The following is a 20,798-nucleotide window of genomic DNA, read 5'->3' as shown; positions in this document are numbered from 1 at the left end:
TTAGCCATGCGGGGACTGTAGACCCCGCCCGACCTGGGAGTTCCTTTACCCGAGGGAGGATCGGGACGGACCGGACGAGCCGGGCGAGACCGTAGCGCGAACCCGCGCCGGAGAGTACTTTGATTAGCGATGCTCAACAACACGGGGCCGGTCGACCGGTACAAGTGGGTGGCGCTGTCGAACACCACGATGGGCGTGCTGATCGTGACGATCAACATGTCGATCCTGCTGATCGCACTGCCGGACATCTTCCGCGGCATCGGGATCGATCCGCTGGCGCCGGACAACATCGACTACCTGCTGTGGCTGATCATGGGGTATCTGGTCGTCACGGCGGTGCTGGTGGTCAGCTTCGGCCGGCTCGGCGACATGTACGGCCGTACCCGCATGTACAACCTGGGCTTCGCCGTCTTCACGGTGTTCTCGGTGCTGCTGGCCGCCACCTGGCTCCACGGCGACGCCGGCGCGGTCTGGCTGATCACGATGCGGGTGCTGCAGGGCGTCGGCGGTGCGCTGCTGCTCGCCAACTCGACCGCGATCCTCACCGACGCCTTCCCGGTCCACCAGCGCGGGCTCGCGCTCGGGATCAACTCGGTCGCGGCCATCGCCGGCTCGTTCCTCGGGCTCGTCGTCGGCGGGGTGCTCGCCCCGGTGAACTGGCACCTGGTGTTCCTGGTGTCGGTGCCGGTCGGGGTGTTCGGCACGGTCTGGGCCTACGCCCGGCTCCGTGACACCGGCGCCCGTCGCGCGGCGCGGATCGACTGGTGGGGCAACCTGACGTTCGCGGTCGGGCTCGTCGCCGTCCTGATGGGCATCACCTACGGCATCCAGCCCTACGGCGGCGACGTCATGGGCTGGACCAGCCCGCTCGTCCTCGGCCTGATCGGCGGCGGGATCGCGGTGCTGGCGCTGTTCGCCTGGATCGAGCGTCGCGTGGCCGAGCCGATGTTCCACGTCTCGCTGTTCTCGATCCGCGCGTTCACCGCGGGCAACGTCGCGAGTCTGCTGGCCGCGCTCGGCCGCGGTGGGCTGCAGTTCATCCTGATCATCTGGCTCCAGGGCATCTGGCTGCCCGAGCACGGCTTCCCGTTCGAGACGACGCCGCTGTGGGCGGGCATCTACATGGTCCCGCTGACGATCGGGTTCCTCGTCGCCGGACCGGTGTCGGGCGTCCTGTCCGACCGCTACGGCGCCCGTGCCTTCGCCACCGTCGGGATGGTGGGCGCGGCAGCGACGTTCCTCGCGCTGCTGGCGCTGCCGGTGGACTTCGACTACCGCGCGTTCGCGGTGCTGCTGGCGCTCAACGGCCTGGCGATGGGCCTGTTCAGCTCCCCGAACCGGGCGGCGATCATGAACTCGCTGCCGGCACACCAGCGCGGCGCCGGGGCCGGGATGACCTCGACGTTCCAGAACGCGGCGACGGTGCTGTCTATCGGGGTGTTCTTCTCCCTGCTGATCGCGGGCCTGTCGACGACGCTGCCCGCGTCCCTGCACGACGGGCTCATGGCCCAGGGCGTGCCGGAGCTCGCGGCGGACCGGGTCGCGGCGCTGCCGCCGGTCGGGATCCTGTTCGCGGCGTTGCTGGGCTACAACCCGATCGCGACGCTGCTCGGTCCGCAGGTCCTCGGGGCGCTGACGCCCACGCAGTCGGCGTACCTGACCGGACGGCAGTTCTTCCCGCAGCTGATCTCCGGCCCGTTCGCCGACGGGCTGACCCTCGCCCTCGGGTTCGCCGCCGTCGCCTGCCTGGTCGCCGCGGTGGCGAGCGCGCTGCGCGGCGGGAAGTACCACCACGTCGACGACGAGGCCGACGTGGCGGTCCCGGTCCCCGCCCGGAGCTGAGCCCGGGCGGGGACCGCGGGGTCAGCCCGTGGCGACCTCGCTGCCGTCCTGGCTCCAGCGGGTGTGGAACGTGCTGTCGGCGTCGGTGCGCGCGTAGGTGTGGGCACCGAAGTAGTCGCGCAGCCCCTGGATCAGGTTGGCCGGACCGCGCTCGCGCCGGTAGCCGTCGTAGTAGGACAGGCTGGAGGAGAACGCGGGGATCGCCACGCCCTGCTCGGTCGCGGTCACCACGACCCGCCGCCACGCGTCCTGCGCGTTCGCCACGGCCTCGGTGAAGTACGGGACCATCAGCAGGTTGTCCAGGTCCGGGTGCGACTCGTAGGCCTCGGTGATCCGGTTCAGGAACTGGGCCCGGATGATGCAGCCGCCGCGCCAGATCCGGGCCATCGCACCGAGGTCGAGGTCCCAGTCGTTGGCCCGGGAGGCGGCACGCATCTGCGCGAAGCCCTGGGCGTAGGCGACGACCTTGGACGCGTAGAGCGCCTGGCGGATGTCCTCGACGAGCTCCTCGCGGTTCGCGCCCGAGCCCGGGGTCGGGCCGCCGAGCGTGGTCGACGCCTCCTTGCGCTCGTCGCGCAGGTTGGACAGCGTCCGCGCGAACACCGCCTCGGTGATGCCGGTCAGCGGCACGCCGAGGTCGAGGGCGTCGATGGCCGTCCAGCGACCGGTGCCCTTCTGCTCGGCCTGGTCGACGATGACGTCGACGAGCGGCTTCCCGGTCTTCTCCTCGGTCTTGGCGAGCACGATGCCGGTGATCTCGATCAGGAACGACTCGAGATCACCGGTGTTCCACTCCTCGAAGATCTTCCCGATCTCCGGCGCGGACAGCCCGGCGACGTGCGTGAGCAGGTCGTAGGCCTCGGCGATGAGCTGGATGTCGGCGTACTCGATGCCGTTGTGCACCATCTTGACGTAGTGCCCGGCGCCGCCGGGGCCGACGTGGGTGCAGCACGGGGTGCCGTCGACGTTCGCGGCGATCGCGGTGAGGATCTCCTCGACCTCGGAGTAGGCCTCCTGCGGGCCGCCGGGCATGATGCTCGGCCCGTTGAGGGCGCCCTCCTCGCCGCCGGACACACCGATGCCCATGAAGCGCAGCCCGCGCTCGGCGCAGTACGCGGCGCGGCGGTCGGTGTCGGGGAAGTGCGAGTTGCCGGCGTCGATGATGATGTCGCCCTGGTCGAGCAGCGGGGCGAGCTCGTCGATGACGGCGTCGACCGGCTTGCCGGCCTTCACCATGACGACGATCTTGCGGGGGGTCTCCAGCGCGTCGACGAACTCCTTCAGCGACTCGGCACCGGTGAAGGCGCCCTCGTCGCCGTAGTCCTTCATGAACTCGGTCATCTTCGAGGTGGTGCGGTTGTGCACCGCCACCGGGAAGCCGCGGCGGGCCATGTTGCGGGCGAGGTTGGCTCCCATCACCGCCAGCCCGGTGACCCCGATCCGGCTCTTCTCCGCCATCAGTGCTTCCTCCGTGTCGTTGCGACGCCGCTGTACCCGACCCATCCTGGCCCGCGACCCCCGGCCGCGCAGCGAGGGACGGCTGTCCCCTCGGTCACCCTTCCCGGCCGCCGGCGAGGAAGTCCAGGAGCAGCGCGCTCGCGGCCTCCGGCGCCTCCTCCGGGATCCAGTGCCCGCAGCCCTCGACCCGCTCGAAGCGGAAGTCGTCGACGTAGGCCGAGGACCCCCGCATCTGCCCCTCGGTGAGCGCGAGATCGCCGTCGCTCCACACCCCCATCGTCGGCACCGTGATCCGCGGGGGCTCCGGCATCGTGGTGGGCACGAACCTCGCCGGGTCGACGTTGGCGCGGTACCAGTTCAGCGACGCGGTGAGCGCACCCGGCCGGGACAGGTCGGCGACGTGCCGCGCGGCCATCGGGTGCCCGTCGGGCAGCGTCGCGTGCAGCCAGCCGCGCAGGAACTGCCAGTCCTCGGCCGGCATCACCTGCTCGGCGACGCCGGGGAACTGGAACCAGAGCATGTACCAGGACATCGCCTTCTGCCGGAACCCCGCGGTGGCGAACGCGGCGGGATGCCCGACGGAGAACGCGGCGTAGCGGGTCACCCGCGGCGAGGCGAGGGGGACGGCCCAGCCGAGCGAGGCGCCCCAGTCGTGCCCGGCGAGGGCGAACCGGTCGATCCCGAGCGCGTCGGCGACGCCGAGGACGTCGGCGACCAGTGCCCGCATCGGGTAGTGCTCGACCTCGGCGGGCCGGTCGGAGTCGCCGAAGCCGCGCAGGTCCGGGACGACGACGCGGTACCCGGCCCCGGCGAGCGCCGCGGCCTGGTGGGCCCACAGGGCGGCCCGGTCCGGCCAGCCGTGCAGCAGCAGGACGGGGCTGCCGACGCCGCCGGTGTCGTGCACGGACAGCGTGATCTCGGGCAGCGTCGTGCCGGGGACGGTGATCCGCCGGGGCTCGGGCAGCGTCATGGCCGTGACCGTAACCCGCCCCGCCGATGGGGTCGGGCTCCCCCGACCGCGCCCGCCGGGGCGGCGCTGACGGCAACCGCAGCGCTGGTACACGACCATCGCGCGAGAAAGGTGCACAGGAGGGCGGAGACGCGCTAACCTATGGGGTGCGCTTCGAATCCGAGAACACATCCGTGCACGTTCATCATAACACGAGGGGCAAGGACACACCAGCCCCCCGCCCGTCAAGTCCGCGCTCCCCGTACGAGGCCGAACTCGCCGCCGAGACCGACCGGCTCCGCCGGCTGCACGCCCTGCTCGACGACGAGCTCACCGCGGCCACCGAACGCTCCCGCGGCGCCCAGGCCACCCGGGCCGGCGAGGAGCTCAGCGCCCGTTGGGAACGCGACGTCTCGGTGCACCGCTGGCAGGAGCGGGTGCGTGCGCTCACCGCCGCCCGCTCCGGCCTGTGCTTCGGGCGGCTCGACCACGCCGACGGCGCCGACCCGATCCGGGTCGGCCGGATCGGGCTGACCGACCCCGCCGACGGCGAGAGCGCCCTGGTCGACTGGCGGGCACCCGCCGCGCGGCCGTTCTACTGCGCCACCCCGGTCTCGCCCCTGGGGGTGACCCGGCGCCGGCACTACGAGGTCGCGGGCACCGCACCGCACGAGCGGGTCACCGCGTACCACGACGACCTGCTCACCGGTGCGGTCCCGGTCGACGCCGACCCCGCGTCGGCGTCGGACCCGGCACTGCTCGCCGCGCTCACCGCGCCGCGCGGGGACCGGATGCGCGACATCGTCACCACGATCCAGTCCGAACAGGACGAGATCATCCGGCTGCCGCTGTCGGGCACCGTCGTGATCGAGGGCGGCCCCGGGACGGGCAAGACGGCCGTCGCGCTCCACCGGATCGCGTACCTGCTCTACACCCACCGCGACCGGCTCGCCCGCAGCGGCGTGCTCGTCGTCGGGCCGAGTGCGGGGTTCGTGCACTACGTCGGCGGCGTGCTCCCCGCACTCGGCGAGTCCGCGGTCGTGTTCACCACCCCGGGACGCCTCGCGCACGGCGTCGTCGCGGAGGCGACCGACCCGCCGGAGACGGCCCGGCTCAAGGGCGACCTGGCGATGATCGACGTGCTGCGCCGGGCCGTCGACGACCGCCAGGAGCTGCCCGGGCGGCCGATCACGATCGAGATGGACGACGTCACCGTCGAGATCGACACGGCCCTGGCCGCCGAGGCGCGCCGCCGCGCCCGCGCCACCGGCCGTCCGCACAACGAGGCCCGCACGACCTTCCGCGACACCCTGGGGCGGCTGCTCGTCGACCAGGGTCTGGAGCGGCTGGAGGTCGGGCTGGAGGACCCGCCGGAGCTCGCGGAGCTGCTGGCGGGGCTGAACATCCCGGAGATCGAGCCCGCCGGGGCGGCCGAGGTGTCGGCCGAGATGCGCGACGGCGTGCGGACCGACCCGCGGTTCCACGCCGCCGTCGAGTCACTGTGGCCGGTGCTGACCCCGCAGCGGGCGCTGGCCGAGCTCTACGCCGACCCGGACCGGCTGGCCACCGCGGGCGACGGACGGGACCTGTCCGCGCTGCGCCGCCCGCCGGGGACACCGTGGACGGTGGCCGACGCCCCGCTGCTCGACGAGCTCGCCGAGCTGCTCGGCCCGGTACCCGAGGACTCCCCCGCCACAGCCCCCGGGCCGGACGCCGCCTACGCCGCCGAGGTCCTGACCGTGCTGGACTCCGCGGACCGGACCCTCGCCGGGGAGGACCCCGACGAGCTGCGGCCCACCGACTTCGTGACCGCGGACATGCTGGCGAGCCGGCACGTCGCCGGGGTGCCGATGACGGTGGCCGAGCGCGCGGCGGGCGACCGGGACTGGCGCTACGGGCACCTCGTCGTCGACGAGGCGCAGGAGCTGTCCCCGATGGACTGGCACGTGCTGCTGCGCCGCTGCCCGTCGCGGTCGATCACCGCGGTCGGCGACCTCGCCCAGCGCAGTGCCCCGGCCGGCGCCCGGGCCTGGGACGACGTGCTCGCCCCGCACCTGGCCGGGCGCTGGACGCACCGCACGCTGACGGTGAACTACCGGACGCCGTCGGAGATCATGGACGCCGCCGCGGAGGTGCTGGCGACCTACGCCCCGGACCGTCGCCCGCCGGAGTCGGTGCGCAGCACCGGCGAGCCGCCGTGGACCCGCACCGTCACCGCCGCCGGGCTGGCCGACGCGGTGCACGCCGCCGTCGCCGACGAGCGGGCCCGTGCCGGGCGCGGCACGGTCGCGGTGATCGCCCCGGCCGGGACCGACCTCGGTGCGCGGGACGTGCCGGTGCTCACCCCGGCGGCGTCGAAGGGCCTGGAGTTCGACGCCGTGGTGATCGTCGACCCGGAGCGGATCCGGGCGGCCGACCCGGCGGACCTCTACGTCGCGATGACCCGCGCGACGCAGCGCCTCGGCATCCTGGAGGTGGCGGGCTAGAAGGCGGGCCAGGGGATGGCCGGGCCGTAGCCGTCCGGCCCGGGGAAGCACGGTTCGGCGAGCAGGTGGTCGATCCGGGAGCGCAGCGCCGCGACCTCGCGGCGGGTGACGTGCTCGCCGAGGACGTCGGCGAACGAGTCCGCCAGCCGGGCGCGCAGCTCCTTGAGGGCGGCCAGGTGCTCCTCGCCGAGCTCGTCGCCGACCCAGCCCCACAGGACGGTGCGCAGCTTCGGCTCGCTGTGCAGGGTGAGGCCGTGGTCCACGCCGTAGACCCCGCCGTCACCGGCGAGGATCACGTGCCCGCCCTTGCGGTCGGCGTTGTTGACGACGACGTCGAACAGCGCCATCGCCCGCAGCTGCGGGTGGTCGGCGTGGACGAGCACGACCGGGTCCCCGGCGCCGTCACGGGCACGGAGCACGGGCAGCCAGCCGCTCGGGATCTCGTGCGGTTCGCACAGCTCGACCAGCGACTCGGTGGCGAGCTGGATGGTCTCCTCGGTGATGTCGCCGGCCTGCTCGCCGTCCGTGCCGTCGTCCGTGTCGCCGTCCGTGCCGTCGCCGGGGGGCTCGGACAGAGCGCTCTCGTCGCCGGAGCAGACCCAGGCCTGCACCATGCCGGTACCGAACGGGGCCTGCTCGCGCAGCACCGTCGGCGGCACGACGTCGAGCCCGGAGACCTGCGAGACGAGGTACGCGCCGACCTCGCGACCGGCGAGCGTGCCGTCGGGGAAGTCCCACAGCGGACGCTCGCCGCGCACCGGCTTGTACACGCAGCGCAGGTCGACCCCGTCGAGCGAGACGGTGCCGAACAGGGTGGCGTTGGAGGCGTCGACCATCCGGCCGGTGATCTCCATGCGGCCGCGCAGGAGGATCTCCGGGACGGCCGGATCGCGCAGGTCGAGCGTCACTCCGTCCCGGCCACGGGGTTGCGGTCGTGGTAGCCGTTGAGGCGCACGCAGACGTGGCCCTCCGGGTCGAGCGGCTCGGCGCACAGCGGGCACGGCGCTCGGCCGGCGTCGACGACCTTCTCGGCGCGCTCGGCGAAGGACTTCGCCGCGGTCGGGGACAGGAACACGCGCAGCGCGTCCGGGCCCTCCTCGGTGTCGTCGAGGACGACCGACTCGTCGATCTCCTCCTCGGTCACCGCGAGCAGCTCGACGACGATCGAGCTCGAGTCCGCGTCCCAGCCCAGACCCATGGTCCCGACCCGGAACTCCTCCTCCAGCGGGACCGCGAGCGGGTCGTTGTCCCACGAGCCGGTGGCCACCGTCGCGCCGAGGAGGTTGTCCTCGCCGAAGCGCTTGGACACCTCGCCGAGCAGCGCCGTGATGCGTTCGGCCAGCACCGAGACCTGCTGTTTCTCCAGCAGGACGCTGATCGTGCGGCTGCTCTCGATCGCCTGCAGGTAGAAGGCGCGATCGCCGGGCTCGCCGACGGTCCCGGCCACGAAGCGGTCGGGTCGGCGGAAGACGTGGATGACGCGTGCCATGACCCTTCCCAGGGTAGGCGTATCCGGCTCCGGGGGCATCCCCGCGGTCACCCGCGGGTGCCGTCATCGCGGCGATGCGAGGTGGATCACTCCGCCTCAGGCGTTGGTGGATCCCCCGACCACGGCGTCGGAGGCGCTCACCGGCTGCTCCTCGCCGTCGGCGGGCTTCGGCTTCGGCTTGGGGATCAGGCTCGCGACGTCGCCGGACTGCTCGTTCATCCGCGCGACGAACGGCCGCAGCTCGGTGTAGGTGACGACACTCACCGAGCAGGTGTCGACGACGATCCGCTGGAAGTTGTCGAGGTGGGTGGCCAGCGCGTCGGCGAGGACGGCCTTGATCACGTCGCCGTGGCTGCAGGCCAGCAGGATCGCGTCCTCCCCGTGCTCGGCGCGGACCCGGGCGACGTGCCGGCGGATCGCTGCGACCGAGCGGGCCTGCATCCCGGCCAGGGACTCGCCGCCGGGGAAGGTCGCGGCCGACGGGTGCGCCTGGACGACCTTCCAGAGATCCTCCTTCAGCAGGTCGGTGATCTTCTGCCCGGTCCACGTGCCGTAGTCGACCTCGGCCAGGTCGTCCTCGACGACCGGTTCCAGCCCGCGGGCCGCCGCGAGCGGCGCGACGGTCTGGCGGCACCGCTCCATCGGGGAGGTCACGACCGAGGCGATCGGGAGGGCCGCGAGGCGGTCGACGACGGCCGCGGCCTGCTCCCATCCGCGGTCGTCGAGCTCCACGCCCGGGGTGCGCCCGGCCAGCACGCCCGCGGTGTTCGCGGTGGACCGGCCGTGCCGCAGGAGGATCAAGGTCGTCACGCCGACCGAGGCTACGCGGCGCGGCGCCGGTCAGTACGCGCTGACCGCGCCGAGCGACAGGGCGGCGAGCAGGGCGACACCGAGCGCGATCCGGTAGGCGACGAACACGTAGACGGTGTTGTTCTGCACGAACCGGAGCAGCCAGGCGATCACCGCGTAGCCGACGACGAACGCGACCACCACCGCCACCAGCATCTGCGGTCCGGACGGGCCGTCGCCGGCGAACACGTCGGGCAGGGTGAACAGGCCGGCCCCGAACACCGACGGGATCGCCAGCAGGAACGAGTACCGCGCGATCGCGGGCCGGGTCAGGCCCAGGAACAGGCCGGCGGTGATCGTGCCGCCGGACCGCGAGACACCCGGGATCAGCGCCATGGCCTGGGCGAGACCGAGCAGGACACCGTCCCGCCAGGTGATCTTCTCCATCGGCTTGACCTGCGAGCCGAAGCGCTCGGCCAGCCCGAGCAGGGCACCGAACACGATCAGCATGACCGCGACCAGCCACAGGTTCCGGGCGACGCCCTCGATCTGGTCCTTGAACAGCACCCCCAGCACCGCGATCGGGACCGAGCCGATGATGACCAGCCAGGCCAGCCGGTAGTCGTCGGTGGCGCGGACCTCCGCGTTGCCGAACCCGCGCACCCAGGTGATGAACAGGTGCCAGATGTCCTTGGCGAAGTAGACGATCACCGCCGCCTCGGTGCCGATCTGGGTGACGGCGGTGAACGCCGCGCCCGGGTCCCGGCCGAATCCGACCGCCGAGACGATCCGCAGGTGGGCCGAGGAGGACACCGGGAGGAACTCGGTGAGCCCCTGGACGATCCCGAGGACGACGACCTCGATCCAGCTCACGACCGGCTCCCGTCGCGGCCACGGGCGGTGGTGTCCCGGTCGGGGGTCGTCCGGCCCTGGTGGCTCGACTCCTGGGTGATCACGGGCCGTCACCGTACTCGCCGAGACGGGCGTCACTCTGCGCGCCCTCACCGGTCCGGCGGGCCCGCGCGCCTAGGCTCGGCGACCGTGCAACGCAGACCGGTGGGCAGCAGCGGCCTCGAGGTGTCGCGGGTCGGCCTGGGCACGATGACCTGGGGAGAGGACACCTGCCCCGCCGACGCGGCGGACCAGCTGCGGGCGTTCGTCGACGCCGGCGGGACATTCGTCGAGACCGCCGAGGACTACGGCGGCGGCGCCGCCCAGCAGGTCCTCGGCGGGCTGCTGCGGGGCACCGTGCGTCGCGACGACATCGTCCTCGCCGGGCGCGGCACGGCGACCCCCGACACCGGTGAGCGGGCCTCGCGGACCGCGCTGCTGCGCTCACTGGACCGCACGCTGCGCCGGCTGGGCACCGAGCACCTGGACCTGTGGCAGTTCCCCGGCTGGGATCCCCGGGTGCCGCTGGACGAGACGCTGTCCGCCGTGCAGGTCGCCGTCTACTCCGGACGGGTCCGCTACGCCGGGCTGGTCGCCCCGGCGGGCTGGCAGCTGGCCACGGTCGCGGGCAGCGCCACGGCCGGGCCCGACCCGGCCGTCTGCCGCCCGGTGTCGGCGCAGGTGGAGTACTCGCTGCTCGCCCGGGAGCCGGAGGCCGAGCTCCTGCCCGCCGCCCGGCACCACGGCCTCGGGCTGCTGGCCTGGGCCCCGCTCGGCCGGGGCGTGCTGACGGGCAAGTACACCGACGGCACACCGGCGGACTCGCGGGGCGCGAGTGCGCTGCTGGCGTCGTACGTGGAGGCGCGCCGCACCGAGCACTCGGCGCGGATCGTGCAGTCGGTCCTCACCGCCGCCGACGGGCTCGGGACCTCGCCGCTGTCGGTGGCGCTGACCTGGGTGCGGGACCGTCCGGGGGTGGCCTCGGCCGTCGTCGGGGCGCGGGACGCGGCCCAGCTGCGGGCCTCGCTCGCGGCCGAGGACCTGGTGCTGCCCGCCGAGATCCGCACCGCGCTGGACGACGTGAGCGATCCCGTCTGAGCCTCCCCGCCGGCCCTGGTGCCCCTTACAGTGGGAATGCCCGACGCGACACCCACCGTTCACCCGGTGGGCACCGACGAGCACGGCACGACCGGGAGGCACGCATGACCGAGGGCGCTGGGAACGGGTCGGAGGACTCCGCCGCCGGGAATCGGGTGGCCGGGACTCGGGACGGCGACGGCTGGACCGACGACCGGTACGAGTACCGCCCGGTGCGCATCGAGGGGGACGTCTCCCGGCTCACGGCGTCGGTCCGGCTGGCGATCCAGGCCGAGTTCTCCGGCTGGGAGCTGTCCCGGCTGCGTCTCTACCCCGGCGGCGTGCGCAAGATCGTGCTGCGACGACGGCTGGGCGCCCAGCAGGGCCTGCTGCCCGAGCCCACCTTCTGACGGCCCGGCGTTCGCCCGCCGTAAGGATCAGGCGTCCTGCCAGCCGACCTCCGGCGGTGTGCCGGCCCCGCGCGGGCTGGGCACCCCGCGGAACCCGTAGGGCGCGGGCTCGCGACCGGGCTGGACGTACCAGCACTCCCCCGGCTCACCGCGCTCGATCATCTGCTCGATCGCCGCGGCGACGTCGTCGGCCCTCAGCAGCGGGAAGTCGCCGAACTGGGCGCGGACGTTGCCGATCAGCGGGGTGTCGGCGAACCCGGGACACACCGCGGTGACCCGGATGCCCTCCCCCGCCAGCGCCGGGCCCGCCGCCCGGACGTAGCCGACGACGGCGTGCTTGGTCGCGGTGTAGAGCGCGTCGCCGGGCAGGCCGATCAGCCCGGCCAGCGACGCGGTCGCCACCACGTGCCCGCCCCCGGCGCGCCGCAGTGCCGGGACGGCCGCGGTGAGCCCGAACACCACGTGGTCGAGGTTCACCCCGAGGATGCGCCGGTAGCCGTCCAGGTCGAGATCGGTGACGCCGGACTGGCCCGCGGTGACGCCGGCGTTGAGCAGCACGACGTCGAGCCGCCCGAACCGCTCCTCCGCCGCGGCCACCGCGGCGGGCAGCGCCGTCGGGTCGGTGACGTCGGCCGGGAACGCCAGCCCGCCCGCCTTCTCCGCGACGGCCGCGGCGCCATCGGCGTCCCGGTCGACGACGACCACCTGCGCACCCGCCGCCACCAGCCGGTCCACCGCGGCCGCGCCGATGCCCGACGCGCCCCCGGTGACCAGGGCGACCTTGCCCGAGAGATCCATGCCGCCACCCTGCCACCCGCGGGCCGGGTACGTCACGGCGCCGGGCGGAGGTCAGACGGTCCGCAGGAAGCGGTCGAGCACCCGGGTGCCGAACGTCAGCGCGTCCACCGGCACCCGCTCGTCGATGCCGTGGAACAGCGACGCGAAGTCCAGCTCCGGGGGCAGCCGCAGCGGCGCGAAGCCGTAGCACTTCATGCCCAGCGTCGAGAACGCCTTCGCGTCGGTTCCCCCGGACAGCATGTAGGGGACGATCTCGGCGGTCGGGTCCTCGGTGCGCAGCGCGGCCTGCATCGCGTCGGGCAGCGCGCCCTCGAAGGGCGTCTCGACGGCGGGCAGGTCGGTGACCCACTCGCGCTCGACGTCCGGGCCGAGCAGCTCGTCGACCTCGCGCAGGAACGCCTCCTCGCGGCCCGGCAGCACCCGGCAGTCGACGACCGCCTCCGCCGTCGACGGGATGACGTTGGCCTTGTACCCGGCGCTGAGCATCGTCGGGTTCGCGGTGTCCCGGACGGTCGCGCCGATGATCCGCGAGATCGGCCCGAGCTTGGCCAGGGCGCCCTCGAGGTCGTCCTCCGGGTACTCGACGCCGGTCAGCTCGGTCATCCGGTCCAGGAACGCCCGCACCGTGTCGGTGATCGTGAGTGGGAACGTGTGGTTCCCCAGCCGGGCGACGGCCTCGGCGAGGATGGTGACGGCGTTGTCGTCGTGCAGGAACGAGCCGTGGCCGGGCTTGCCCTTGGCCCGCAGCCGCATCCAGGCGATGCCCTTCTCCGCGGCCTCGATCAGGTACGCCCGCTGGTCCTCACCGAGGGTCAGGGAGAACCCGCCGACCTCACCGACGGCCTCGGTGCAGCCTTCGAACAGCTCCGGCCGGTTCTCCACCAGCCACTGCGCGCCCCACTTCCCGCCGGCCTCCTCGTCGGCGACGAAGGCCCACACGATGTCCCGCGGCGGGACGACGCCCTCACGCTTGAAGCGGCGGGCGACCGCCAGCATCATCGCGTCCATGTCCTTCATGTCGACGGCGCCGCGGCCCCAGACGTAGCCGTCCTGGACCGCGCCGGAGAACGGGTGCACCGACCACTCGCTGGCGTCCGCGGGGACGACGTCGAGGTGGCCGTGCATCAGCAGCGCGCCGCGGGTGCGGTCGGAGCCCTCCAGCCGGGCGATCACGTTCATCCGCTTCGACATGCCGGACTCGACGAGCTCGACGTCGTAGCCGACCTCGCGCAGCTTGTCCGCCACGTAGTCGGCGGCCTCGGCCTCACCGGCCAGGGTCTCGGGGTCGCCGGTGTTGGTCGTGTCGATCCGGATCAGCTCGGAACACAGCTGCACGACCTCGTCCTCGGCGCTGGTCGGGTGGTCGTTCGCTGGAGCGGTCATGGGCGTCGTTCTACCACCGGGTGCCCGTACCGACCCCGCCGCAACCCGGTCGCCGGCCTCGGCTATGCTTCCCCCACGACGCGATCGAGAGATCGCGACGTCCGAGTGGCGGAATGGCAGACGCGCTAGCTTGAGGTGCTAGTCCCCGTATAAGGGGGTGGGGGTTCAAGTCCCCCCTCGGACACAGTTTCACGGCTTTCGCGCCACACCTGGCGCACCGGTGGTGGACGGCACTCCGACCCCATTGCGGGGGCCGGGCCGCCAGGTGCCGCCGGATCCAGTGGGCGCCGGGCCCGTCACGCCGCTGCTGGCCCCGGCAGCCGTTGCGGTCGCATCGCGTCACGGCACCTCACTGCGCGTGCCACTCCCCCTCACCACGCGGCCGACCGGGGCAGCGGCCACGACCATTGCCCTCCCGTCGTCCGCGGCATGTGACTTTCGGGGTAGCGACGTGTGCCGATCGGGGCTTCTACTGCGGTCGCCGCACATTTACATTTCAGCCATGGGCGCACACGGTGACCGGGTCGCTGGAATGTTCGCGGCCATCGACACCCGGAATTGGGACGAGCTGTCGGAGTTCTTCCATCCCGAGATGGTCTACGAGCGGCCCAGATACGATCCGTTCGTCGGCCGCGATCGCATCATGCGTTTCTACCGCGAAGAACGGGTCATCGCGAAGGGGCGCCACACCCTCGACGGCGCGATCGTCGAGGAGGAACGAGCGGCCGCGTGGGGCCGGATCGAGGCCGTGCGCAACGACGGCGAACCCGTCACCCTCGGGTTCGCCGACATCTACCTGCTCGAGGACGGTGCGATCAAGGTGCGCCGCAGCCACTTCTTCGTGCCTGCGGTCTGACAGCACCGCCCCGTCAGGCCTGGGAGACCAGCGGCGGGCCGACGTGGCGCAGCGCCTCGATGCGCCGCTTCGCGAGCTGCTCGGCCGCCGTCGCCGTGTCGATGCCGTCGGCGCGGGCCGCGGCCAGGATCTCGCCGGTGGTACGACCGATCCGCAGCACCGTCGCACGGGTCTGCTCGGGGTCGTTCCCCAGCCAGTTGCCCACGTAGAGCAGCAGGCCACCGGCGTTGGCCACGTAGTCGGGCACGTACAGGATGCCGGCATCGGCCAGGGCCACCGCGTGCCGCGGCTCGGCGAGCACGTTGTTGGCCCCACCTGCGACGATGCGGCAGCGTAGTGCCGGGATCGAGGCGTCGTCGACGACCGCACCGAGCGCGCAGGGGGCGAACACGTCGCAGTCGACGCCCAGGATCTCGTCCGGATCGACGACCTCGACGGGCAGATCGACGGCCAGTCGTTCGACCTTCGTGCGGTCGACGTCGGAGATGACGAGCTTCGCGCCCTCCTGAGTGAGGTGCCTGATCAGCGGCTCGCCGACGTGGCCCGCGCCCTGCACGGCGATGCGGCGTCCCTCCAGCACCGGGGACCCGTCGACGAACTCGACGGCGGCGCGGATCGACTCCAGCACCCCCAGCGCCGTCAGCGGCGACGGGTCCTGAGTGCCGGAGAAGACGCGCTTGGCCTCGACGGCGAGCACGTCCATGTCCGCTTGGCTGGTGCCGACGTCGACGCCGGGGATGTAGCGGCCGGCGAGGCTCTGCACGAAACGCCCGTGCGCGCGCAGGAGCGCCTCGGTCTTGTGCCGTGCCGGATCACCGATGATGACGCTCTTCGCGCCGCCGAAGTTCACACCGGCGATCGCCGCCTTGTACGTCATTCCCTGGGAAAGACGCAGGACGTCGTCGAGCGCCGTCTGCTCGTCGGGATACGGCCACATCCGCACTCCGCCGATGCCGGGTCCCAGGGCCGTATTGTGCACCACGATGATGGAACGGAGGCCACTGTTCGGGTCCGAGCAGAAGACCACCTGCTCGTGTTCCATCGCTGCCATCGTGTCGAACAGGTTCATGGAGCAACTCTGGCCGCGTCGACCAGGTTCGGAAATGGCCACCCGCAGCCGAAGTGGACCCTTTCAGCCGGCCGCCACCTCCGCCTCGATCGACGTGGCCGCAAGCAGCTTGCCCGTCGTCGAGTCGTGCAGGCTCAGGTCGGCGATCTCGACCTCCGGCCGTGTCTCGCTGGTCCATCGGCGGACGTTCACGGTGAACACCGCACCCAGGTCGGCGTTGCCGAAGTAGCCCATCTTCTGGTCGACCACGCGGCGCTCCAGGAACCGCGCGTCGTCGCGGCCGAGCTCGCGCCACAGGCGCAGCAGGGCGGTGTCGAAGATGGCGAAGTAGGACGCGAAGTAGACCAGCCCGGCGCCGTTGACGTCGCGCACCGTGTCGAGCGGGTAGGTGTGGCTGGTGGTGGGACCGGCGACGAAGCCCGGTGGTGGGTCGGTGCAGAACGTGCCCGCCTCCCGCGCCCGTCCGACGACGCCGCGCGGGGAGAACCGGTTCGGGATGCGCGGCAGGTCGGCGAACTCGAAGTCGGGCGGCGCCGTGGTGGCCAGATCGGCGTTGGTCCCCGGCCGGGTGCGCGCGATCCAGCGGTTCCAGTTCTCCACGTACATGCAGTCCGGGTGCGGGTTCTCGTAGAACTCCTCCGGTTCCAGCGGCACGTCGGCCCGGTCGAGGCCCGCGGGCGCCAGCACGTGCAGCGTCAACGTCGACTGGCTGCCGAACTGGAACACCCGCGAGGTCAGGTCGAGCTCGTCGCCGAACGCGAGCCCGTGCGGGTGGACGACCTTCCCGCCGCGGACCCGGTAGTAGTAGAACGACAGGTAGGCCGGGTCGCCGGTCGCGGTACGGGCGGCATGCACGTTGGTGCGGCACGCCGCGGCCACGGCCTCCCACGTCCAGTCCCCCACCTCGCCGAACACGAGCGAGCCGCCGCTGCACATCCCCGGCGAGACGATCACCCGGCGGGCCAGCGTGTTGACCGTCTGCACGGCCTCAGCCCTGCCGCTGGTCGGCCGGCAGGCGCGTCTCCACCAGCGCGGCGACGTCGCCGAGCGTGGGCAGCTCCAGCCGCTCGTAGTCCTGGACCTCGACGCCCAGGCGGCTGCGCAGCAGTCCTGCGAGCTCGGCGGCGGTCAAGGAGTCCAGCCCCACCTCGCCGCACCGCGCATCCGCGCTCAGGTCCTCGGCACAGAGCTGGAACTCGTCCACCAGGATCTCGGTGAGGACCGAGTAGGTCGAGATCATCACGCACTCACTTTCTCTGCGGCGGCACGGGCCATCGTCTGGGCGACGTCGACGATCAGGTCCTCCTGACCGGCGACCGCCTGGAGCCGGCCCAGGGCGAAGAACACATCGCGCGGATCGACGCCCTCACGGGCCGACACCTCGATCACGCGGGTCTTGAACCCGGAGAACACTCCGGCGAGCCCGCTCACGATCGCGACCGAGTCGACGGCCGGCGGCGCGGTCATGAGTTCGCGTTCGGCGAGGTCGGCGGCGTCGAGGAGCTTGTAGAGATCGATGCCGGTGTCGAACCCGATCCGGTCCAGGACGGGCACGAGCACCTCGAGCTGGGTGTTGCCGGCGCCGGCGCCGAAACCGCGGGCGCACGCGTCCAGGATCGACGCGCCGGCCTCGGCCGCGGCCACCGAGTTCGCCACGGCCATGCCGAGGTTGTTGTGCCCGTGGAACATCACCGGAACGTCGACCGCGGCGCACATGGCCGTGATCCGCTCCGTGACGTCGCCGGGCAGGTAGTGCCCCGACGAGTCCATGATCCCGACTCCGGTGGCGCCGAACCCGACCAGCCGGGCGCACTCCTCGGCGAGGCCCTCCGGGGTGGCCATGTGGCTCATCAGGAGCACGGCGTGTGCCTCCACGCCGCGCTCGCGCAGGTGCTCGAGGTGGCGTTCGGCGAGATCGCCCTCGGTGCAGTGGGTGCCGATGCGCACGAGATCGACACCGTGCGCGACGGCGTCGTCGAGATCGCGCACGGTGCCCCAGCCCGGCAGCATGAACACCGCCATCTTGCTGGTGGTGAGCGCCTCCCGGACGGTCGCGAGCATCTCGTCGTCGCTCAGCAGGGCCCGTCCGACCTGCAGCGACGACGCGCCCAGGCCGTTGCCGTGCCCGACCTCGACGACGGGCACCCCGGCTGCGTTCGCCGCCTCGGCATACCCCCGGAGCTGCTGCGCGTCGAGCTGGTGGCGAACCGCGTGGTGGCCGTCGCGCAACGTCGGGTCGTGGATCTGGATCGTTCGTGCCGGTGCCGCACTCATGACGCCTCCGCCTCGGCGATCGACCGCCGGTCGTCCGCACATCGCTCGGCGATGCTGAGCGCGGCGGAGTTGATGATGTCGAGATTGCCCGCGTAGCGCGGGAGCCGTTCGCCGGAGGCCGTGACCTCGACGGCGACGAACGCCCGCTCGTCCTGCACCGAGCACGCCGACACGACGAACCCGCCGACGAACCCGCGCAGTTCCTTGGCCACGCCCTCGGCGAGGTCTCGGACCGAGTCCTCGCGGAAGCCCGAGCCCAGCATGGACATGGCCACCCGGAAGGTCGCCGGGGGCCGGGCCGGGCTGATGTTGAGGATCGCCTTCACGTCGCCGACGCCGGTGAAGGTGCGGACGGCGTCCTGGGTGGTGTCGACGTACTCGTCGAGGTTGATGCGCGTGCCGTGACCGACGCTGAGCGTCGCGGCCGTGGTGACCACTTCGACGTAGTCGACGCGGTGTTCCGCGGTGATCGCGTGCAGCACCGGGATCGCGGCCTGCCCGCCGCAGGTGACCATGCTGATGTCGCGCAGGCCCGCCGCGCTCGCCCCGTTCACGGTCGGGACGACCATCCGCCCGGCTCGGCTCGGGGTCAGGTCGACCAGCATCGTGTCGAAGGGCGCGAGCCGTTCGGCGTGCTCGGTGTGCGCGACGGCGTTGGTGGCGTCGAAGACGACGTCGAAGGGCTCGTCCACCTCGATGATCGAGGAGATGCCGCGGTCCGCGATCGGCATGCCGAGCCGGGCGGCCTGGCGGAGGCCGGCGTTGGCTCCGTCGCGGCCCACGACCAGGGCCAGGTCCAGCACATCCGAGTGCATGATCTTGTCGGCCAGGTCGACACCGATGAGCCCGGCGCCGAGCACTGCTGTGGAGAGCCCGCCTGTTCGCTCCATCGGGGAATCCCCCTCTTCTCATCCGGTGGGACGGCCCGTCCCGCGTGGACGGTGATCGCGCCGAGCTGGTCGAACTCGGCGGTGCAGGTGTCGCCGTGCTCCAGCGGGACCGCGGCGTGCAGCGCGCCGGTCATGACCAGGTGCCCGGCTTCGAGGGTGATCCCGTGCTCGCCGAACACGTTGGCGAGCCACGCGACGACCGCGACCGGGTCGCCGAGTGCGGCGGCGCCGTTCCCGCTCGCCACCACCTCGCCGTTGCGGCGGAACGTGACACCGAGTCGTCGGTAGTCGGTGCCGGACGTGGCCTCCGCCCAGGAGCCCAGCACGGCCGCCCCGTTGGAGGCGAGATCGGCGATCGTGTCGGCCAGGCGGATGCGCCAGTCCACGATCCGGGAGTCGACGATCTCCAGCCCGGCCGCGACCTCACCGATCGCGCCGCGCGCCTGCTCGACGCCGACGCCGGGCCCGGTCAGCGGCGACGCCAGCCGGAACACGATCTCCGCCTCCACCTTGGGCGCGATGAACCTGCCGCGGTCGAGGACGGCGCCGTCCGCGTGGAGGGTGGAGCCGAACACCGGGGCGAAGTCGGGGGTGTCGACCCCGAACATCTCCTGCATCGGAGCCGAGGTGAGCCCCGCCTTGTAGCCGACGACGCTGTCGCCGTCGGCCAGCAGCAACGCCGTCAGCTCCCGCTGGACGGCGTAGCCCTCGGCCGCGCCCAGGGTCGGGTCGTTGTCGGTGAACGGGGCGACCGGCTGTTGCGTCGCGCGGGCCTCGTACAGGATCTCGGCGCGGCTGCGCGCGTCGGGCGCGATCATCGGCTCGCGATGATCAGGCGGCTGCCCGGCATCGGCAGCGGGGTGAGCGTCACGTCGCCGAACCCGGCACGGGTGAACGCCGCGCGCCACTCGGTCTCGGTCGGGAGGTTCACCTCCATGGATGCGGCGTGCAGGTAGGTGAACAGCGCGCTGAAGGCGCGTTCCCGCGGATCCTGGGCGTACGGGACGCAGTCGGTGACGATGACGCTCCCACCCTCGGCGAGGCCCTCGCGGCAGGTGCGCAGGATCCCCTCGAGCACCTCCGGCTGCGCCGCGGTGTCGTGCATGACGAACCCGGCGTGGACGACGTCGGCGCCCTGCACCGGCTCCGGGTGCTCCAGCAGCGACTCGATGGGCCGGTTGACCATCGTGAGCCGGTCGCTCACCCCGGCCAGCTCCGCGGCCTGCTCGGCCGCTTCGCAGGCGCCCGCGCTCATGTCCAGGGCCAGGCCGGTGCTGGTCGGCAGCGCCGTCAGCAGCTGGATCAGGAGCCCGCCCGCGCCGGACCCGAGATCGACGATGCGCTGCGGCTTGCGGCTGAGGATCTCCGCGACCTGGCCGGGATAGAAGCCGGCCGAGCCGATCCAGCGCGACGAGATCGCCACGCTGCGCCCGTCCCGGCTGTACCTGCCGGCCACAGCGTCGGGTTCGCGCAGGAACTCCGCCGCGTGGTCGAGGTAGGGCCGATTCGCGGTGAGCGACCAGGACAGGTAGCCCGCGGCGTAGCGCCGGTCGGCCATGTCGGCGCACGGGGTGAAGCTGTCCTCGCCCGCGGGATCGAGCAGGCCGGCGGCGACCAGCGCCCCGAGGAAGGACCGTGCCCCGGCCTCGGGGACCGAGGCGAGCGCGGTGACCTCGGCCAGGGAGAACGGGGCCTCCCCGTCGAGCAGCGTGGAGATGCCGACGTTCTCGGCGATCTCCAAGAGCGCGGCGTCGGCCGCGAGATCGGCGGCGATTTCTCGGACTGAATTCGTGGTCATTCGTCGTCTCCCCATGTCGGACAGTGAGGTGTTCTCAGTAGCGGGTTGATCATGTCGTGCGGTCGTACTCGGTGTGGAGTAGTACGAGCGCAGCTGCGGTGATCGCGCCGGTGCGCCAGGGACATAGCGTGACTCGCCGCAACGCGGCGAAGGTGGTCTTGAGCAGGGCGTTTCCGCGTTCGGCCAGAGCACGAAGGGCTGAGTGCAGGGTGTTGACGGTGCGCTGGTTGACCGTCTGCCCGCGGCCGGGGGCGGGTTTGATGGGCACGGTGAGCCGGTCGGCTTCGCCTTCGTAGCCGAGGTCGCCCAGCGCGGCGTGGGTGTCGTCGGTGAACGCGG

The 20,798-nt window shown here is 72.5% G+C and carries 20 protein-coding genes, 1 tRNA gene and 1 pseudogene; 6 read left to right on the top strand and 16 right to left on the bottom strand.

The genetic code is table 11. The features are described 5' to 3' along the window. The first annotated feature begins 129 nt into the window (after window positions 1-129). Window positions 130-1,842 (top strand): MFS transporter, encoded by a 1,713-nt coding sequence (locus tag Ae331Ps2_RS16930; RefSeq protein WP_075307801.1) that lies wholly within the window; start codon window positions 130-132, stop codon window positions 1,840-1,842. A gap of 21 nt (window positions 1,843-1,863) precedes the next feature. Here the strand turns inward: Ae331Ps2_RS16930 and gndA are convergent, their stop codons facing one another. Further along, a complete protein-coding gene (gene gndA, locus Ae331Ps2_RS16925; protein ID WP_083695664.1) occupies window positions 1,864-3,300 on the bottom strand; it encodes an NADP-dependent phosphogluconate dehydrogenase in 1,437 nt (478 codons plus the stop codon). A 94-nt stretch (window positions 3,301-3,394) separates the two neighbouring features. Continuing rightward, window positions 3,395-4,270, bottom strand: coding sequence for an alpha/beta fold hydrolase (locus Ae331Ps2_RS16920; protein ID WP_075307805.1), 876 nt, complete (start codon window positions 4,268-4,270; stop codon window positions 3,395-3,397). Between the two features lie 173 nt (window positions 4,271-4,443). On the opposite strand from Ae331Ps2_RS16920, the gene Ae331Ps2_RS16915 reads away from it, so the two are divergent. Beyond that, window positions 4,444-6,735, top strand: a complete 2,292-nt coding sequence (locus tag Ae331Ps2_RS16915) for a UvrD-helicase domain-containing protein (protein WP_249265592.1) — start codon at window positions 4,444-4,446, stop codon at window positions 6,733-6,735. Here Ae331Ps2_RS16915 and Ae331Ps2_RS16910 read toward each other — a convergent pair. The 4 genes from Ae331Ps2_RS16910 to Ae331Ps2_RS16895 form a co-directional block, all read right to left on the bottom strand. Next, window positions 6,732-7,589 carry an SCO1664 family protein gene (locus tag Ae331Ps2_RS16910; protein ID WP_170918333.1) on the bottom strand — a complete coding sequence of 286 codons (858 nt, stop codon included), beginning with the start codon at window positions 7,587-7,589 and terminating at the stop codon, window positions 6,732-6,734. The genes Ae331Ps2_RS16915 and Ae331Ps2_RS16910 overlap by 4 nt on opposite strands. A 50-nt stretch (window positions 7,590-7,639) precedes the next feature. Beyond that, a complete protein-coding gene (locus Ae331Ps2_RS16905; RefSeq protein WP_075307807.1) occupies window positions 7,640-8,224 on the bottom strand; it encodes a DUF3090 domain-containing protein in 585 nt (194 codons plus the stop codon). Between the two features lie 96 nt (window positions 8,225-8,320). Beyond that, complete coding sequence (locus Ae331Ps2_RS16900) at window positions 8,321-9,034, bottom strand: histidine phosphatase family protein (RefSeq protein ID WP_075307809.1); 714 nt, start codon at window positions 9,032-9,034, stop codon at window positions 8,321-8,323. A gap of 30 nt (window positions 9,035-9,064) precedes the next feature. After that, the gene (locus Ae331Ps2_RS16895) at window positions 9,065-9,886 is read right to left on the bottom strand and encodes an undecaprenyl-diphosphate phosphatase (protein WP_060710947.1); all 822 of its coding nucleotides are present in this window, start codon (window positions 9,884-9,886) and stop codon (window positions 9,065-9,067) included. A 168-nt stretch (window positions 9,887-10,054) separates the two neighbouring features. On the opposite strand from Ae331Ps2_RS16895, the gene Ae331Ps2_RS16890 reads away from it, so the two are divergent. Both Ae331Ps2_RS16890 and Ae331Ps2_RS16885 read left to right on the top strand, forming a co-directional pair. Then, the gene (locus Ae331Ps2_RS16890; protein WP_075307811.1) at window positions 10,055-11,002 is read left to right on the top strand and encodes an aldo/keto reductase; all 948 of its coding nucleotides are present in this window, start codon (window positions 10,055-10,057) and stop codon (window positions 11,000-11,002) included. 104 nt (window positions 11,003-11,106) lie between these two features. Beyond that, on the top strand, window positions 11,107-11,391 hold the full coding sequence (locus Ae331Ps2_RS16885) for a DUF5703 family protein (RefSeq protein ID WP_062400830.1): 285 nt from the start codon (window positions 11,107-11,109) through the stop codon (window positions 11,389-11,391). 27 nt (window positions 11,392-11,418) lie between these two features. Here the strand turns inward: Ae331Ps2_RS16885 and Ae331Ps2_RS16880 are convergent, their stop codons facing one another. Continuing rightward, window positions 11,419-12,189: an SDR family oxidoreductase gene (locus Ae331Ps2_RS16880; protein WP_075312202.1), complete on the bottom strand. Its 771-nt coding sequence runs from the start codon at window positions 12,187-12,189 to the stop codon at window positions 11,419-11,421. A gap of 51 nt (window positions 12,190-12,240) precedes the next feature. Next, the gene (locus tag Ae331Ps2_RS16875; protein WP_075307813.1) at window positions 12,241-13,572 is read right to left on the bottom strand and encodes a M20/M25/M40 family metallo-hydrolase; all 1,332 of its coding nucleotides are present in this window, start codon (window positions 13,570-13,572) and stop codon (window positions 12,241-12,243) included. Between the two features lie 99 nt (window positions 13,573-13,671). On the opposite strand from Ae331Ps2_RS16875, the gene Ae331Ps2_RS16870 reads away from it, so the two are divergent. Next, window positions 13,672-13,756 (top strand) — tRNA-Leu (locus Ae331Ps2_RS16870). A 318-nt stretch (window positions 13,757-14,074) separates the two neighbouring features. After that, window positions 14,075-14,428, top strand: coding sequence for a nuclear transport factor 2 family protein (locus tag Ae331Ps2_RS16865; RefSeq protein WP_075307815.1), 354 nt, complete (start codon window positions 14,075-14,077; stop codon window positions 14,426-14,428). Window positions 14,429-14,441: 13 nt separating this feature from the next. Here Ae331Ps2_RS16865 and Ae331Ps2_RS16860 read toward each other — a convergent pair whose 3' ends face one another. The 8 genes and pseudogenes from Ae331Ps2_RS16860 to Ae331Ps2_RS33340 form a co-directional block, all read right to left on the bottom strand. After that, window positions 14,442-15,497, bottom strand: a complete 1,056-nt coding sequence (locus Ae331Ps2_RS16860) for a Glu/Leu/Phe/Val dehydrogenase dimerization domain-containing protein (RefSeq protein ID WP_075307817.1) — start codon at window positions 15,495-15,497, stop codon at window positions 14,442-14,444. Window positions 15,498-15,560: 63 nt separating this feature from the next. After that, window positions 15,561-16,481, bottom strand: coding sequence for an LnmK family bifunctional acyltransferase/decarboxylase (locus tag Ae331Ps2_RS16855; protein ID WP_075307819.1), 921 nt, complete (start codon window positions 16,479-16,481; stop codon window positions 15,561-15,563). Between the two features lie 4 nt (window positions 16,482-16,485). Then, the gene (locus Ae331Ps2_RS16850; protein ID WP_075307821.1) at window positions 16,486-16,737 is read right to left on the bottom strand and encodes an acyl carrier protein; all 252 of its coding nucleotides are present in this window, start codon (window positions 16,735-16,737) and stop codon (window positions 16,486-16,488) included. After that, a complete protein-coding gene (gene dmpG, locus Ae331Ps2_RS16845; RefSeq protein WP_020626708.1) occupies window positions 16,737-17,771 on the bottom strand; it encodes a 4-hydroxy-2-oxovalerate aldolase in 1,035 nt (344 codons plus the stop codon). Before dmpG ends, Ae331Ps2_RS16850 begins: the two co-directional genes overlap by 1 nt. Then, window positions 17,768-18,586 (bottom strand): hypothetical protein, encoded by an 819-nt coding sequence (locus tag Ae331Ps2_RS16840; protein ID WP_249265593.1) that lies wholly within the window; start codon window positions 18,584-18,586, stop codon window positions 17,768-17,770. Before Ae331Ps2_RS16840 ends, dmpG begins: the two co-directional genes overlap by 4 nt. 137 nt (window positions 18,587-18,723) lie before the next feature. Further along, window positions 18,724-19,269: pseudogene (locus Ae331Ps2_RS33345) on the bottom strand (2-keto-4-pentenoate hydratase); the annotation flags it as partial. Window positions 19,270-19,475: 206 nt separating this feature from the next. Continuing rightward, a complete protein-coding gene (locus Ae331Ps2_RS16830; protein WP_139318786.1) occupies window positions 19,476-20,459 on the bottom strand; it encodes a methyltransferase domain-containing protein in 984 nt (327 codons plus the stop codon). A gap of 49 nt (window positions 20,460-20,508) precedes the next feature. Then, the coding region (locus Ae331Ps2_RS33340) for a transposase family protein (protein WP_305775546.1) at window positions 20,509-20,798 on the bottom strand (290 nt) is incomplete at its 5' end.

It is taken from the genome of Pseudonocardia sp. Ae331_Ps2 (assembly GCF_001932405.1).
In the GTDB taxonomy this organism is placed as follows: Bacteria; Actinomycetota; Actinomycetes; order Mycobacteriales; family Pseudonocardiaceae; genus Pseudonocardia.
The sequence above is the reverse complement of the archived record's forward strand: the minus strand, read 5'-3'. Positions and strand labels throughout refer to the sequence as shown.